Below are 14,424 nucleotides of genomic sequence, written 5' to 3' on the forward strand. Positions count from 1 at the left end.
CCGGTGAACCCCAAGATGTCCCCCGGACAGCACTCGAATCTCCCCCGACGGACGCCGGTGTGGATCGAGTCTCGGAATGCGCTGGCCCAGTGTGCCCCGTCGACACCCCACCTCTGTCCCTGGAAGTGCTCCCCACGGAAACCCCTGGGATCTGGAGAACGGAACTCACAGATCTCCACGAACCCGCGGTGCCCAAGGACGGGGGATTTTGAGAGGATCCACTCGAACCATTTCCCTGGTCTCCTCGTACTTCCGCACGGCCCATCCACTCCCGACCCGAACCAAACAATGAAACGGAACCCCAAGGAGATTGGGGCTTGTCCTCAGAAACTCTGGATACGGCAGCGTCAGGATTCGCGACAGTCTTTGGCATGTCGAGAGAACGATTCGCACCGTCTCCCGGAGCGGGCACCTGAAACTGTTCGGGCCAGGAAAGTAACCCACCGGGGATTGGCGCCTTCGCCTTTTGGCCGGAAACCCCCGCTGGACTTTGGGTCGTCGGATCAAAGGGAAGCATCGGGAAAAGTCCGGCATTCTTTTCGGGAACAAGGGCACCGAACACGTGGCCGAACCATGATTCGATCAACGCCCCCGGTTCGAGGCGCGACACGCTGGGCCCAGTTTTGCCACCGGACTCTGGCTTGCCAATTTCAGGAATACCCGGCAAAGTCGGCAGATCAGGTAAAACCGGTAGCTTGGGCAAAGCTGGCAGTACGGGTAGGGCCGGCGGAGTAATCACAGCAACAGGAGGATTTATCACTTTCGGCGGCTCGGGCGTCAGAACGGGTTTCGGCAGGTTGACACTCCCATCCGGAACTGTCGGTACAGGCGGTTGGACCGGTTTGGGTCGCTCGGGAGTGGATGGCCTAGACGACACGAGTGGTGCTGTAACGCTACTGCGATAAGACCTGCCGGAACTCCTCGGAAAAGGCCAAGGGTTCGTGGTTGCGTGATAAATCGGCCCACCTACATCCTCGGAACGTGCATGTTCCCCAGAGGCCCCGCTTTCTTCTGGCACCAACGCCGGGGTCCCCTTGGACGCACTGAGAGACAGAGCCGCTGTACCCCGAGACCCTGGGAGTGGGTTGTATGCAAAATCCGAACCAGGCCAGCCAAATGTTCGCAAAGTTTCAATAAACGTCACCGAACCTGTGCTCGCATCCGGGCGGCCCAGCCACCCGAGGGCCCCGAGGCTACCGGCTTCGCCAGACGCATTCTCGTCTTGGGCGCCATCCGTACCGCCGAGAATCAGCCAACTGGACTGCTCAGGCGAAGACGGAGCCCACCGAGCACCCAACTGAAGCACCGGAACTGCAGCAGCAAGAACCGGAGGGGATTTGGCGGATCCCGCCGTAGAGACGTCCGGTCGTTGTCTGGTTACAAGCAGTGATATCATCTCTCCCACGGTTTGCGGGTTACCTGGGCTAGTTGGCCATGGGCACAACACAACGCCGATACCCAACACCCCCGCACCCATCACCCATTGCCAACCTCGCACACAACCTCTCCTCCCGTCTCGTTTTTCTCTTGGACTTTAAACCAAGTTTCCCTTTGATTTCCTCTTGATTGTATCAACATCTCCAACTGGATTTCCAGCCCGCTGAGTGACGAAAGAGCGGCAAGCGGTGCACTGGGCTCTCATTTTAATCGAATTTCACCGTCATTCGACTTCGCAGTCCCATCCAAAGATCGAACGGAAAGTTTTCCCATCCAATATTCAAAAATGATTCTTTAAGACCAAATCGATTAACGCGCGAAAATTTTTTTCGACATTTAATAGGTCTATTGAACTAATTTTTATGACAATATTGTGACTATCTGATGACGTTTTACAGTCCTGTTATTGCTCCGAAAAGAAACCGCCCCTGATATAACTGGGAAATTTTTCTTAGACGCCATACTAGTACGTGATATAATCACAATCATTTTGTAAGTGTTGTCGAATGCTGTCGAGCAAATGGGCCCAATTCACTATTTTTGGCAGGGACGGAAACCAAGTATAATCGGCACCGAACTCAACCATGAAAGGAGTTGTGTAGGAATGCGCAAGTGGATGTTGTCGTTGGGACTGTCTGCCGCCCTCAGCCTCGGGAGTGTAGTGCCCGTTTTTGCCGCAGACAGCACTCCCACCCCGGCTCCCGCCAGCGGACTGGGAAATTTGCTCGGTGCTATAGGAAGTCTTTTGGGCAGCTCAAATGTCGATGCCCAGAGCGCAGTGTGTGTGCAAGTTGGAGACGCGGTGGTAACTGCGAAAGCCGTCAACTCTGTGAATCAACCTGGCTTGACTGGGCTGGTCAGCGGAGGAATTCTCGGGGGTACAGCCGGCACTTCGGCTTCGGCTTCTTATGCCGGCTACTCGGCCAGTACGTCGGCGAGCGGCAGTTGGGGGCTGGCTTCTTCTACCCAGGCGCTGGGAAATCTCTTAAGCGGTCTGGGAAGCGCCCTGGGCGGCGGCCGGTGACAAGCTCCCGCAGGAGAATCGATGCATCCACCCGTCCCGGTCAAACAATGTCTCGTGAAGAAATTGCGAAAGGGGTTCGTGAAGATGAAAAACAAATGGATGCTCAGCGCTGCGCTCTCAACCTTATTGACAGTGGGAGGAGCGACCGCTCCGGCGTTCGCAGCTGACGGCGGTCTGGGGGATGTCCTCGGGGCCGTCAACAACCTCGTGGGAAGCACCAACATTTCTTCCGGTAGTCTAGTGACCGCCACCATTCCATCTCAAGGTGTCAGCATCCAGGCGGGGTCGACGTACGGAGCGAAACAAGATGGCCTGACGGGATTGCTAGGGGGCATACTGGGGGGTACATATAACACGACAGCCGCCCTGAGCGGACCCAACGGCCTGTCGGCCAGCGCTTCCACGAGCGGTGGTTATGGCTTGGCTTCGACGGTTCAATCGCTGACCAACGGTTTAGGAGGCCTGCTCGGCGGTTTGTTGAAATAACCACGGCTGACGTTCGAGGCCGGGATTTCGGTTCCGGCCTCGGCCCGTACTGGGCACCCGGCTATGCCCCTTCGATCTAACCGGAGATCAAAGCGAGGAGGTTAACTGATGAATCCGATTTGGTCGATAATTCCTTTGTTTCTCCCGTGGCTGACCCTAAGTTCACCGAATCCGCCCGCTCCTCCCCAAGGGGGAGTGTCTATCACGGTTCAGACCCCGATGGCCTCGTGGAATCAACAACAACAATTGCAGGAAGTCGGACCTGGGCAATATTCCGCTTCCACCGGCACAACGGTCAATCTGGGACAAGGGGCGGTCATCTCCGTTCAATCGGAGACTCACGTCACCTTGCCTGAAATGCCGAAGTAGATGCGGGTTCGCCCGATTATCGGGTGCAGCGGCCCGATGACAGAAGGAGAGAAAAGGAGACTATGAACAGAAAATGGATGTTCAGCGCCGGCTTTTCGGCCTTGCTGCTGTCGGCGGCCGGCGCCCTTCCGGCCGCGGCGGCCGACGGTAACGCAGGGCATGTCAATTCCCTGAGCGAGTCGATTGGGACTACCCTGAATCAGATTCGCCAAGTCGTCGGCAATCCATTGCAAACCATGCAGCAAACCGTAGGTACGTCGATTCCGTCCCCAGGAGGGACCAATGCCTCCTCAGGCAGTCCCGGAGGGATGCCATCACCCGGAACGACGTTTTCCGTCCCGGATATCGGGCCGTCGACCAAGGAAGTGTTACAACATGCGGCCGATGTGGTAAACAGCAGTGGGGCCGGAACCATCACGCTACCCGCTGGCGGTTGTAGTGCCGGCCCTTGCGGTGGCGGCGGCACGAATCCCGGTGGTGGCGGCGGCACGAATCCCGGTGGTGGCGGCGGCACGAATCCCGGTGGTGGCGGGGGCTCCGGAGGCGGAGAGACAAACCCCGGTGGCGGTGGCGGCTCCGGTAGCGGACAGACCAACCCCGGCGGTGGTGGCGGCTCCGGTAGCGGACAGACCAACCCCGGCGGTGGTACCGACACACAGCCTATCGGGAGCCCGTCAGGTGGATCCGGGGAGAATACCGGCTCTGCCTGGGGATCATCTGGGGGCACCACTATAACCCCTGTGAATCACGAAGGCAGCGGCAACCCGCCCCAAACATCGGGCACAACCAGCGGGTCTAGCGGCACGAATACCCAGCCAGTTGCTCAACCGACGCCAACCGTTCTACCCAATACTGGCACTAACTCACCCTTATATATTCTTGCCGGACTTCTCATGCTGATTTCGGGCATTTTACTCATCCGACCCATACGGAGGTTGTTGCAATCGTGGCGGTAACGAAATCAGTGGTTTCCCTCCACCGGCTTCGACACGCCTTCAGCATTCTGATTCGAATCGCCCTCGGTGTCTGGTTGACCACGGGGACGACAATGATCGCTTACTTTGGATGGCGATACACCCATCAACTCTTGGGCATCGGGCGATCGTCCCTTCCGGCTTACTCTCCGCCTCAGCGCGAAAGGACGAAGTTGTGGCCCGTGACCCCAGAACCGGGAACAAAAATCGGCGATCTTGAAATCCCTTCTCTCCATATGCGCGTCCCCGTGGTGCAAGGCACCGACCCCGACCAACTGGAACAAGGGGCTGGGCACTGGATGACCAGTGCCCTTCCCGGGCAACTAGGCAATGTTTACATCGCTGGCCACCGGGATACGGTCTTCGCATCTTTGCGGGGAATCAAGATCGGAGATACCATCGTATTTCACACATTGTACGGGGATTTTGTGTACAAGGTCACTTCCACAACCATCGTCCCAGAAACGGACGTGAGTGTACTTCATTCATCTCACCCTGAGCAAACGATCACATTGCAGACGTGTTATCCTTTTTTTTATTTTGGCTTCGCACCCGACCGGTACCTGGTACACGCCGAGTTGATTGAAAGCCCACGTCCTCATACGGCAGCACCACACCACCAAACGACAAGTGGTGGATAGATTTGTACCGGGGTGGGGCACTCCCCAAACTCCGGGCCGCCTGCACCTTCAGCGGTCGAGGGAATCGATCTTGGGCATGCTCCCAGACTCCATGCATCCCGCCAACTCATCGAGCCGCGCCTGAATGGCCTGCAGCTCCGCTTCTATTTTTTGAAACCTCCGTTCCAGGCGCTGCTCGAGCGCCTCCCATTTTGAATGGTCCGAGCGGGCAACTCGACTGCGTTGAATGCGCTCGAAAAGAAGCAGCAAGCTCGGATCCTGAAGAACCACGTCCATCAAAGCGTCGGCAAAGGTTTCGCGATACCCGGGCATGCCGTGATCCTTACCGTAAAGCAAATGTTTTTGCAGCAATTTATCAATCCGCGGATTATGGGGACCTCCGCTTTGCCGATAAAAAGCTTCAATACGCGCTTCCATCGTCATCTTCTTATCCATGGCGCAACCTCCACAATCGATTCACCGCCCGCCAAGCAGGGAGCGGGGCAAGGAATCCAGTCCCGACGTACCGTTTATGGAGCCGACGGGAGCGGGGTTTTCGGCAGGTGCCTCGCCGGTGGACTGAGCCGGAGATTGTTCCACCGTGCCTCCCGCCTGCGGCCCGGTGGACGGATGAGACGTCCCACCCCCCGGGGTCCTGTCACCCGAGAATGGCAAAAGTTCCGGCGGCATGCCCAGGGCGGGCGGCATCCGTTCCCCCATCGCCGGCTCAGTGCCCGGAGATTGTTCCTGAGGGGGACCTCCCGAGGCTCCAGATCCGGCGGAACCCTGTCCGCGGGGTGGCAAGGGTCTCCAGGCCGGGCTGAAATCAGAAGGACTGGGTGCGGGAGTCCCGGGCCCACCCGATGTCCCGCCATGCTCCCCGCCGCCGGCGGGGACGCTGCCATTCACTTCTGTTCCGGAACCCGAACCGGGGTTGGCGGTGGTGGATTTTCCCTGGGCGTCTTTCGCTTCGGTTCCTATGCCTGACCCTGACAGAATTCCGTTGATCAGGTCCGCAAGACCCTGGCCGTTCACGGGCACCAAAGTGCGCAAATCGAGCAGGGGCGCGGTACCTTGGTCAGGCACCGTGGGCTCCGTCTTCAGTACCATAGAAGGCAAAGAAACCTGGGCAGCAGTCAGTCGGTCACACCGGAGATACACATCGGTCAAGGTCAATCCGGGAACCCTGACGTCCAGTTTCAACCCCACTCCCCGCATGCCCAGCGCCGTTACGTCTGCGGTGAGATCCGTGAGCTCCACCGGTCCAGGACTGTCGATGCCAAGCCCCCAACTGGTTCCGCCCAGCGCCTGATTTCGAATGAGGTGCATCCCGTACGCGGTCGCATGGGCGATATACAAACGAATCACCACACCGCCATCCGAGCCCTGGGCCAGGGTCGGGAGCAGCCCTTCGGCGGTGATCCGGGCGGCCCGCACCACGACTCCCCCATCCCCCGCAGGAGAAGATGCCAGTACCCCGAGTGGGGGCACCGCAGCCTGGGCAGCTGGAACCCCGATCCCCAGCGCCATCGCGGCCGTAAGCCCCATAAACCACCGTCCTCTTCTCCTAGTCATCGAAACCACCGATTCCACATCCCGTCCGCGGGCAACGTCACTGCTCCCCCCGCCGACGCAGATCCGGCACCCGCATCTTCGGAAGTCGCCCGGTCTTTCGGACTCCAAGCCACGCACAGAGCTCCCCCAATGATACCGAGCAACATGCCGATGATCATCCCGCCCAGGGCTCCGATGATCGACAGAATCGATACGATGATCGCAAAGACGCCGAGAAGCCTAACGTAACGCGGCATGATCCAACCCACCACGCCACAGGCGAGCACCAAAGATCCAAACAGGAGTCCGGCGAATGCAAAACTGCCGGGCACGAAAGCCAACCAGTACAAATTGGCTGGAATCCAAACGATGAGAAGCCCCGCCAGCGTAACGAGGGTCAACCCCGCCCGGGGCCGTCGGCGCATCGCTCTGATCTCGGGTATGTTTTTCGCCCGCGCGGGATCTCCGTCACCTGGTGAGTCCCCTTCCCTCGGCCTCACATCCATCCCCTCTACCACGGCGCCCCCCTCCTCACTGGCTCGGGTTTAATTCAAACTGCATGACCATGCCGGGCAACGAAATGCTGTTGGCAAAGAGATAATGGCCCTCGATTACCGGCTTGTTTAAGACAATGGAACTCGCGCCCATGGAAAATTTCTTAGTGGGATCCGTGTCGTTGTGTTCCGCCACCTCCAATTGGGTGAAGGACCCGTCGCTGCTGAGCCGGCTTAAATCCAGGGTCAAGCCAGACGCTTTGACGTCCCCGGCAGCGGTGATCAACACCCGGACCCGACCCTTGCCGGGCATGTCGATATCTTTGTACAGTTTCATGCCCTTGATGGTCGCATCCAGGGTGGAAGCCCCCTGGGGCACCACACTCGATTCACTGCTCTCTCCGATTTTCGGTAGGAGTTTAAAGTTCGTTACGTCGATCTGGTCCGCCTCAATATAAAAGCTCCCGATTCCGGCAACCGGTACCGCCAGGGCTACCCCGCCTTTCCAAATCCCGAACACCAGAGCAAACAACAAAGCCAGCGCCCCGCTCATGCTGTAAAGAAACCATTTCCACCGGTATCCCACCTGTTCTCCCTCCGATCTCTCGTCAATCTCCTGGGATCATCGAGTCCATCGAGCCCGGCCGTTTTGGAGAGAGCCAGACCTTTTTACCCTCTCCCCAAGCCCTTTCGCTCGCGTCACCCCTGTCGCCGGGAGCGAAAGGCACTCCACAGCACCCCCAGCGCCAGCACGGCGGATCCCCAGAGCACGGCTGCCGCGAGACCTCTCCCGCCGGGCACGACAGCGAGCCCTGCGGGACCGGAACTGACAAGCACCGCTCCCCCAACGAAAAATCCTGCGGACATCAGGCCGAGGGTGAATCGACTGACCATCCGGTTGGTGGAGCGGACGACATCCGGGGACAGCCGGCCTTCCACCACCAACTTCAGGTCGTTCCACACGAGGCGATCGAGAATCTTATTCAGCCTGCGGGGGAGGGTGCCGATCAGTTTTGCGGTTTCCGACACGAGGCTGGCGTTGGCGCGGTAATTGAACCGCCTGCCCAGCCACCGGCGCAGAATCTGCACATCGGCGCTTTCCACCACTGTGTGATAGGTGATCTCGGGACAAAGCCACCGGGCGGTCCCTTCTGCCGCTGAAAACCCCTTGGCCCAAAGCGCCAATCCGTTGGGAATTCGGCAAGCATTTTTCATGCCGATGGTGATGATTTGAATCACCATATTGCCCCAGTTGTACCGACTGGCCTGCTCGCTGTTGACATAGTGAATCAACATCGAACGCAACTGGTCTTTTAGATGAATCGGATTCGTGTACACCGTCGGCTGAATGATGTCCAGGGCGGCCTCGGCGGCATCTTCCGCTTGGTTCAACCGACAGTGCAACAACATCCGAAAAATCGCTTCAGTATGCAGGCTATCCATCCGTCCCACCATGCCCCAATCGAGCATGACCGCTTTCCTGCTGTGCCGGTCGATCATGATGTTGGAACCGTGGGGATCAGCGTGATAAAATCCTTCGACAAACGTTTTTATATAATAATGCGCCAAATCCACCATGCGCGTAAATCTCTCTTCAAAATCCAAAAAATCGACGGGAAATTCCTTGAGATTCCATCCATCGATATATTCCATGACCAACACGTGCTCGGTAACTTCGTAAATGGTCGGTACGTGCAAAGTTTCAAATTCAGCGGCGATTCGTCGGTGCTCCTCCATATTTCGCGCTTCAATGCGCATATCGAGCTCGTTCGTTGAACTGCTGTAATAGTCATCGATCAGCCCGGGCAAGTCCACGGACACAGCCAGTCGCGGAGGCAGGCGCCGTTGGATGCGGCGCACTAGCCTTCGGATAATCGCGATATCCGTTTGAAAAAGGTCGCCCACTAAGGGGCGCACGACTTTCACCGCACATAAGCGACCATCTTTGAGCTTTGCCTTGTACACTTGGGCAAGGGACGCCGAGCCGACGGGGTCCGGATCGATCCATTCAAAGGTATCCAAACCCCCGGGAAGTTCGTCCTCCATGACCGCGGCCAAATACGGAAAAGGCATCGGTGGCACTTCGTCCAGGAGTTCCGCCAACTCCTGGGTAATGGGCTCCGGGATCAGCTCTTGGCGGGTGACCAGCACCTGACCCAGTTTAATAAAGGTGGGCCCCAGTTCTTCAAACACCAAACGCAACCGCCGACCAATCTGGCGAAGTTCGTCCTCCTCTGCCCGGGCACGTCGGCCGAAAAGGCGGAGTCGGCCCCGGTCCTGGAACAGATGGAGAAGACCGTGTTTGGACAGAGCCCGGGCGATGGCCCGATACCGCCGTCCCCTGGTGATCCCCGCCCGCATCGCGGCAATCCGTCGGGATATCTCTTCTTTCTCCTCGAGGCTCAGTGCATGGATAGGGGCCCGCACGTATTCCGCCGACATCGTCCCCATGGCCGTCCTCTCCTCCTTTCCGGTACACCGTGAAGCCCGGGGGCGAAAAGCCCCCGGACATTCCTTACCACACATTCACATCCGGCACATAGCTTTGTAGCTCTTCGCCGTGGCCTTCCACGTAGACCCCTTTATGTCCATAACGGGTGGCCTCCTCAACCCATCCGAAGTACCAGGAGCCGGGAGCCACATCCGGGTAGTGCTGGACCACGGGGATTTTGCCGTCTACTAAAGGCCCCCGGCCCAGGGCCCGGCCCAACAGGGATACCACCTGAGCCCGGGTCACCGGATCATCCGGTCCAAAATGTCCATCCGGATATCCAGATAGAAACCCAAGGCGCACAGCGGTCTCAATGTCGTTATAGGCCCAGTATCCCGCTGGGACATCAGTGAACGTGGCCTTCGCCCCGGCGGGGAGTTTGGCAAACTCGACAGGGTCTGTCTGTTGCATCCGCACCATAACCGCTGCCACCTCGGCCCGGGTGGCCGGTTGATCCGGCCTGAAGGTTTGGTCGTTAAAGGTCGGGAAAAGATGTTTGGCCGTGACCGCTGCGATAAAGGGCCTCGCCCAGTAGTTGCTGGGCACGTCCCGGAAGGAAATCGGTTGATTCGTGTAATCTTGCAATTTCATGATATGGGCAACAATGGTTGCCAACTCTGCCCGGGTCACCGATCGATCGGGACGGAAAGTGCCATCCGGGTAGCCGATTAGGAAGGGAATGTGGACCTTTGCCCCTACGGTCACGTCCACCGTCTGGGAGGACACCGGCTCGGCCCCGGGCGCCGAGATCGTTGCTGTATTCGCAATCACGGTCCCTTCCGGAGTTGCCGGATCCACTTTGACCCTAAAAGTCAAAACACCGCCGTCATCCTTTTTCTGGTCCCCTAAATTCCAGATCACGGCATTTTGGGAAGGATCATAAGTACCTCCAGAGTCGGCACTGACGAAGCTCGTGTGGTCCGGAAGCGGGTCCTTGATCTGCACCCCTGGAATATCCCGGGTGATGTTGTATACCAGGTGATATTCGATCTCACCCCCGGGCTCCACCGTGTCTCGCACAGCGGTTTTTGCGAGGGTGTAGGGAGCCTGAAACGGAATCCCGCCCTCGGGCACCTTCGCATCCGCGTGAACGGCGCCGATTTGTACCGTAATCCCGTTGAACAAGGCCCCGAGCAGTTCAATGGTCAACCCGCTGCCCGAACCTGACGCCGTCAGGCCGGCGGGATCCTCCTGTTTGCCGACTTCCCCAAGAGTAACTTTAGCAACTCCCGGAATATTTAAAACTTGACCTGACTGAATTTCGTAAGGAATACCAAGAATCGAGAGCTTAACCGCAGGAAAATCCGACGTGACTTTCGCGCCGCCGCTCTGGCCGTTCGCCGTTGCCGTGACCGTCGCGTCCAAAGCCGCGATTTTGACCACCCCTGCCAGGGAGAGATCGGCCACATGCATGTGGGATGTGGTCGTCAGCGCCCCCGAGGGGTCAGTGGTCACCGAAGTCGATGTTTCGACGGCCCCGAGATTCAAAAGTCCCAGAGCCCCGACATTTGCCGTGGACGTATTCGACTCGGAAGCCGGGTAGCCCCCTTCCCACACCGCCTTGGCGCGGGCATTGAGGAGCTTCGCCTGGACACCCCCGGCATTGACATCGGGAATCGGGCCTCCATCTTCCGAGTCCGGCGGCGCTTCGGCATGAGCCCCAAGAGGTTTGACCATCCCCGCCCCGGGAGCTTGAACCCCGAGAGGATACGCATCGGCTTGGGAAGGCTTGGCCGCCGCGCTGTCCAGGGAGGCTTGGCTGACCCCGATCTGCACGGATGTACCCGCTGGAACATCCCCAGCGGCGCTGCCGCCCGAATTAGATCCCGTCAGACCTCCTGTCAACCCGCCCAAGGTTCCGGTCAACCCCCCGACGAGGCCTCCCACCGTATTGCCCACCGCACCGCTCAGACCTCCCACCGTATTGCCCACCGCACCGCTCAGACCTCCCACCGTACCCGTGAGCCCTCCAATGGTTCCCGTCAAACCTGTTACCGGCCCCGTCAGGCCACCGAGCAAGCTATCCGGCCCTCCGCCTGCCCCGCCGGCACTGCCGGTCTGCCCCGTCGCCGGGCTTCCGGAACTGGTATCTGTGGTACCCGAAGCAGTGCCACCCCCATTCCCCGAGCCCCCGGATGACCCGCCCAAAAGGCCACCCACAAGACCGGTTACCCCGCCTACCACTCCACCCACGACCTTCCCCAGCGTATTTGTGAGGCCGCCAAGCAGGCCCGTAGCCCCGCCCAACCCAATTAACGCATGGCCGACGGAGCTTCCCGAACCGGCGGCACTCCCCGCCGACAACCCTGACAAGATACTGACCTGCACCGCCGTGGCGGAACCATTTCCGGAATAATCCTGGCCATCACTGGCCGACGCCGCACCTCCCCACGGCACTGCCGCGGGAAGAACCAAGGCGGCCGCCAAAGCCCCTGCAGCCAGCCGCCTCCTTTTCCGCTTCCACCCTTCAGTTCGCTTACCCCGCATAACTCGCAACTCCCTCCACTGCGTGCATCGACGAGCTCTCTCGCCTTTACCCATTCTCCCGCGTCGATCTGGCCTAGGTTCTCAAGAATTTACGATAAATTCACCCAGACGCTTTTCACCTCGGTATAATGCTCCAAGGCGTAGAGCCCCATCTCCCGGCCCCAGCCGCTGTGTCCAAAACCACCCCAAGGACTGGTGGGATCAAGCAAATTGTAGCCGTTCACCCACACCGTTCCGGCGCGAAGTTCATGGGCGACGCGAAGCGCCTGTCTCACGTCGGCCGTCCACACCCCCGCAGCCAGCCCGTAGTCACTGGCATTCGCCCGGCGCACGACATCGCTGACATCCTCGAAGGGCATCACCGCCAAGACCGGTCCGAAAATCTCCTCCCGGGCCACCACCATTTCGTCCCTCGCTTCCAGGACCGTCGGCTCAACAAAATACCCCCGGTCTCCTTTGCGTTTCGCCCCGGTCAACACCCGGGCGCCCTCTCCCACCCCCCTTTCGATGTAATCCAGCACCCGTTTCATGTGTGGCTCGCTCACAAGAGGCCCCATTTGGGTCGCCATGTCCACTCCCACACCCTGGCGGACCGACCGAGCCCGGTCCACCACCGCCGCGAGCACCCCATCGTACGCCCGCTTGTGGAGGTATAATCGCGATCCGGCACAGCACACTTCCCCTTGATTAAAAAAGATGCTCATCATGATTCCGCCCGCTACCGCATCGGGATCCGCATCGGGAAAAACAATGTTCGGGGATTTGCCCCCGAGTTCCAGGGTGACCCGCTTAAAATTGCCCGCGGCCGCCTGAACGATTTCCCGACCGACCCGCGTCGATCCCGTAAAACTGACTTTATCGACACCCGGGTGCCGGGTCAGGGCGGCCCCGGCCACGTGGCCGAATCCGGGAACGACATTGAGCACCCCCCTGGGTATTCCGGCCTCCAAAACCAACTCACCCAAGCGCAAAGCGGTGAGCGGGGTCAGCTCCGAAGGCTTGAGCACCACGGTATTCCCACAGGCCAGGGCGGGAGCCACTTTCCAGGCGGCAATCATGAGGGGAAAATTCCATGGTACGATCGCCCCGACTACACCCACAGGTTCCCGACGGGTGTAAGCCAGGTACTGCCCCGGGGCAGACACCGGTAGAACCTCCCCGGACAACTTCGTGGTCCAGCCGGCGTAATAGCGAAAATGATCAACAGTGTACGGAATATCGACGAGCATGGTCTCGGTGAGGGGTTTTCCCGTGTCTAGCGATTCCAGTTGTGCCAACTCATCGGCATGCGCTTCAAGGAGGTCGGAAAGCCGCCACAGCAACCTTCCCCGTTCAGCGGGGGACAGGGATTTCCACGGCCCATCCAAAGCCCGCCGCGCCGCTTGTACCGCTGCTTCAACCTCCTCTTCGCCGGCCTCGTAAACCGTGGTTAACACGTCGCCGGTGGCGGGATCCAGTGTCTCGAAACAGCGCCCCGATTGGGACGGAATCCACCTTCCCCCGACGAGCAGCCGTTTCGGCCCCTCGCCGACAAACCGGCGAACCGACTCGGAAACCGCCGGCAACTCCAGGCTCGAACTCATCGACCGTCACCCCTCAACACCGACAACCGTCTCACTGAGGGCGTAAATTTCCTCCACCGACCGGCCCCGGGCTCTTTCCAAGACCTCCATGCGGGTCCGGAACTGCCGTGTGGAAAACTCTACCGTCTCCTCCTGGGTCATTCCGAACGGATAGGGCTCTTCCTGACCTTCATAGGTGTCGTTGACCACCCCGATCGCGTAGGGCAAAAGGATGCCCATGCGGCGGTTGATAACCTCCCAGATCTGTTCATGTTCCGCCACCAGCCGGGATAAGAGATAGGTGCCGTATCCGATGTGTCGGGACTCATCCTGGCGCAGAAGATGAACGGCCTTGATGAGCCCCGGCATCTTCCCCACCCTCCCCAGTCCGTTAAAAAAGCTGTAGTACCCAGTCTCGGCCAGCACGCCTTCCACCACCATGTTGTAAGTCACCGAGGCCTCCGCCTGGGCCTCGGGAGACGGGTCCTCCTTCAGCCGGTTCATGGCTTCGGGCAGAAATTCGTAAAAAATCTTCCGGTAATTCTCTTGGTGCCACCCGGCAAGGTCGCCTTTGGCTCCGATCACCTCATCCAACACACGCCGGAACAACTCCGTGTGTTTCGCTTCCTCAAATAAAAAGGTGGTGAGAAACATCTCTTCTTCCAGGCGCCCTTCCTCGGCAATCACCTGAATCAGGGGAAGCAAATCCCGGGTGACCGCCTCTTCCCCGGCCTGAAACAGAGAGCACAGGCGCAACACCGTCTCTTGTTCCCGCTCGTCAAGGGTCTTCCAATCTTCAATGTCCTGGGTGAAATCGATCTCTTTCGGATCCCATGTGCCAAGCCGTTTCGCCTTGTGATAAAGCCGCATGGGAAGAAGGGCGTGATTGAGCCCGTTCTCGCTGGTGGTCTGATAAACCCGCACAA

15 protein-coding genes are annotated in these 14,424 nt (G+C 59.1%); 7 read left to right on the forward strand and 8 right to left on the reverse strand.

The window, feature by feature from the left end:
* The 7 genes from K6T64_RS11115 to K6T64_RS11140 form a co-directional block, all read left to right on the forward strand.
* A partial coding sequence (locus K6T64_RS11115) for a hypothetical protein (RefSeq protein WP_288010179.1) occupies window positions 1-212 on the forward strand: 212 nt, incomplete at its 5' end.
* Between the two features lie 1,829 nt (window positions 213-2,041).
* Window positions 2,042-2,461, forward strand: coding sequence for a hypothetical protein (locus tag K6T64_RS11120; protein WP_288010181.1), 420 nt, complete (start codon window positions 2,042-2,044; stop codon window positions 2,459-2,461).
* An 84-nt stretch (window positions 2,462-2,545) separates the two neighbouring features.
* On the forward strand, window positions 2,546-2,947 hold the full coding sequence (locus K6T64_RS11125; protein WP_232059696.1) for a hypothetical protein: 402 nt from the start codon (window positions 2,546-2,548) through the stop codon (window positions 2,945-2,947).
* 108 nt (window positions 2,948-3,055) lie between these two features.
* Window positions 3,056-3,316, forward strand: coding sequence for a hypothetical protein (locus K6T64_RS11130; RefSeq protein ID WP_288010183.1), 261 nt, complete (start codon window positions 3,056-3,058; stop codon window positions 3,314-3,316).
* 399 nt (window positions 3,317-3,715) lie between these two features.
* The gene (locus K6T64_RS11135) at window positions 3,716-4,051 is read left to right on the forward strand and encodes a hypothetical protein (RefSeq protein WP_288010184.1); all 336 of its coding nucleotides are present in this window, start codon (window positions 3,716-3,718) and stop codon (window positions 4,049-4,051) included.
* A 5-nt stretch (window positions 4,052-4,056) separates the two neighbouring features.
* On the forward strand, window positions 4,057-4,272 hold the full coding sequence (locus tag K6T64_RS16870) for an LPXTG cell wall anchor domain-containing protein (protein WP_353737813.1): 216 nt from the start codon (window positions 4,057-4,059) through the stop codon (window positions 4,270-4,272).
* A complete protein-coding gene (locus K6T64_RS11140) occupies window positions 4,263-4,931 on the forward strand; it encodes a class D sortase (protein ID WP_288010186.1) in 669 nt (222 codons plus the stop codon). The genes K6T64_RS16870 and K6T64_RS11140 overlap by 10 nt, the downstream gene beginning before the upstream one ends.
* A 48-nt stretch (window positions 4,932-4,979) precedes the next feature.
* Here the strand turns inward: K6T64_RS11140 and K6T64_RS11145 are convergent, their stop codons facing one another.
* The 8 genes from K6T64_RS11145 to K6T64_RS11180 all read right to left on the reverse strand — a co-directional run bounded on the left by K6T64_RS11145 (window position 4,980) and on the right by K6T64_RS11180 (window position 14,422).
* Window positions 4,980-5,366 carry a hypothetical protein gene (locus K6T64_RS11145; RefSeq protein ID WP_288010187.1) on the reverse strand — a complete coding sequence of 129 codons (387 nt, stop codon included), beginning with the start codon at window positions 5,364-5,366 and terminating at the stop codon, window positions 4,980-4,982.
* 21 nt (window positions 5,367-5,387) lie between these two features.
* Window positions 5,388-6,458 carry a hypothetical protein gene (locus K6T64_RS11150; RefSeq protein WP_288010189.1) on the reverse strand — a complete coding sequence of 357 codons (1,071 nt, stop codon included), beginning with the start codon at window positions 6,456-6,458 and terminating at the stop codon, window positions 5,388-5,390.
* Window positions 6,459-6,481: 23 nt separating this feature from the next.
* Window positions 6,482-6,982 (reverse strand): DUF6114 domain-containing protein, encoded by a 501-nt coding sequence (locus K6T64_RS11155; protein ID WP_288010191.1) that lies wholly within the window; start codon window positions 6,980-6,982, stop codon window positions 6,482-6,484.
* A gap of 13 nt (window positions 6,983-6,995) precedes the next feature.
* Window positions 6,996-7,544 (reverse strand): DUF6230 family protein, encoded by a 549-nt coding sequence (locus K6T64_RS11160; protein ID WP_288010193.1) that lies wholly within the window; start codon window positions 7,542-7,544, stop codon window positions 6,996-6,998.
* Window positions 7,545-7,657: 113 nt separating this feature from the next.
* A complete protein-coding gene (locus K6T64_RS11165) occupies window positions 7,658-9,409 on the reverse strand; it encodes an ABC1 kinase family protein (protein WP_288010194.1) in 1,752 nt (583 codons plus the stop codon).
* Window positions 9,410-9,473: 64 nt separating this feature from the next.
* Entirely contained in the window at window positions 9,474-11,936 is a 2,463-nt protein-coding gene (locus K6T64_RS11170; RefSeq protein WP_288010195.1) for a choice-of-anchor P family protein, read from the reverse strand.
* Window positions 11,937-12,025: 89 nt separating this feature from the next.
* Window positions 12,026-13,519: an aldehyde dehydrogenase family protein gene (locus tag K6T64_RS11175; RefSeq protein WP_288010197.1), complete on the reverse strand. Its 1,494-nt coding sequence runs from the start codon at window positions 13,517-13,519 to the stop codon at window positions 12,026-12,028.
* A gap of 6 nt (window positions 13,520-13,525) precedes the next feature.
* Window positions 13,526-14,422 (reverse strand): R2-like ligand-binding oxidase, encoded by an 897-nt coding sequence (locus tag K6T64_RS11180; RefSeq protein WP_288010198.1) that lies wholly within the window; start codon window positions 14,420-14,422, stop codon window positions 13,526-13,528.
* Window positions 14,423-14,424 lie beyond the last annotated feature (2 nt).

The sequence above is a fragment of the Kyrpidia sp. genome, assembly GCF_023512215.1.
GTDB classification, from domain to species: domain Bacteria; phylum Bacillota; class Bacilli; order Kyrpidiales; family Kyrpidiaceae; genus Kyrpidia; species Kyrpidia spormannii.

Bases quoted from the DNA above. Each gene is read 5' to 3' on its own strand.
- K6T64_RS11125 (WP_232059696.1), top strand. From the start codon at position 2,546: ATGAAAAACAAATGGATGCTCAGCGCTGCGCTCTCAACCTTATTGACA.
- K6T64_RS11175 (WP_288010197.1), bottom strand. From the start codon at position 13,519: ATGAGTTCGAGCCTGGAGTTGCCGGCGGTTTCCGAGTCGGTTCGCCGG.
- K6T64_RS11165 (WP_288010194.1), bottom strand. From the start codon at position 9,409: ATGGGGACGATGTCGGCGGAATACGTGCGGGCCCCTATCCATGCACTG.
- K6T64_RS11145 (WP_288010187.1), bottom strand. From the start codon at position 5,366: ATGGATAAGAAGATGACGATGGAAGCGCGTATTGAAGCTTTTTATCGG.
- K6T64_RS11130 (WP_288010183.1), top strand. From the start codon at position 3,056: ATGAATCCGATTTGGTCGATAATTCCTTTGTTTCTCCCGTGGCTGACC.
- K6T64_RS11120 (WP_288010181.1), top strand. From the start codon at position 2,042: ATGCGCAAGTGGATGTTGTCGTTGGGACTGTCTGCCGCCCTCAGCCTC.
- K6T64_RS11150 (WP_288010189.1), bottom strand. From the start codon at position 6,458: ATGGGGCTTACGGCCGCGATGGCGCTGGGGATCGGGGTTCCAGCTGCC.
- K6T64_RS11170 (WP_288010195.1), bottom strand. From the start codon at position 11,936: ATGCGGGGTAAGCGAACTGAAGGGTGGAAGCGGAAAAGGAGGCGGCTG.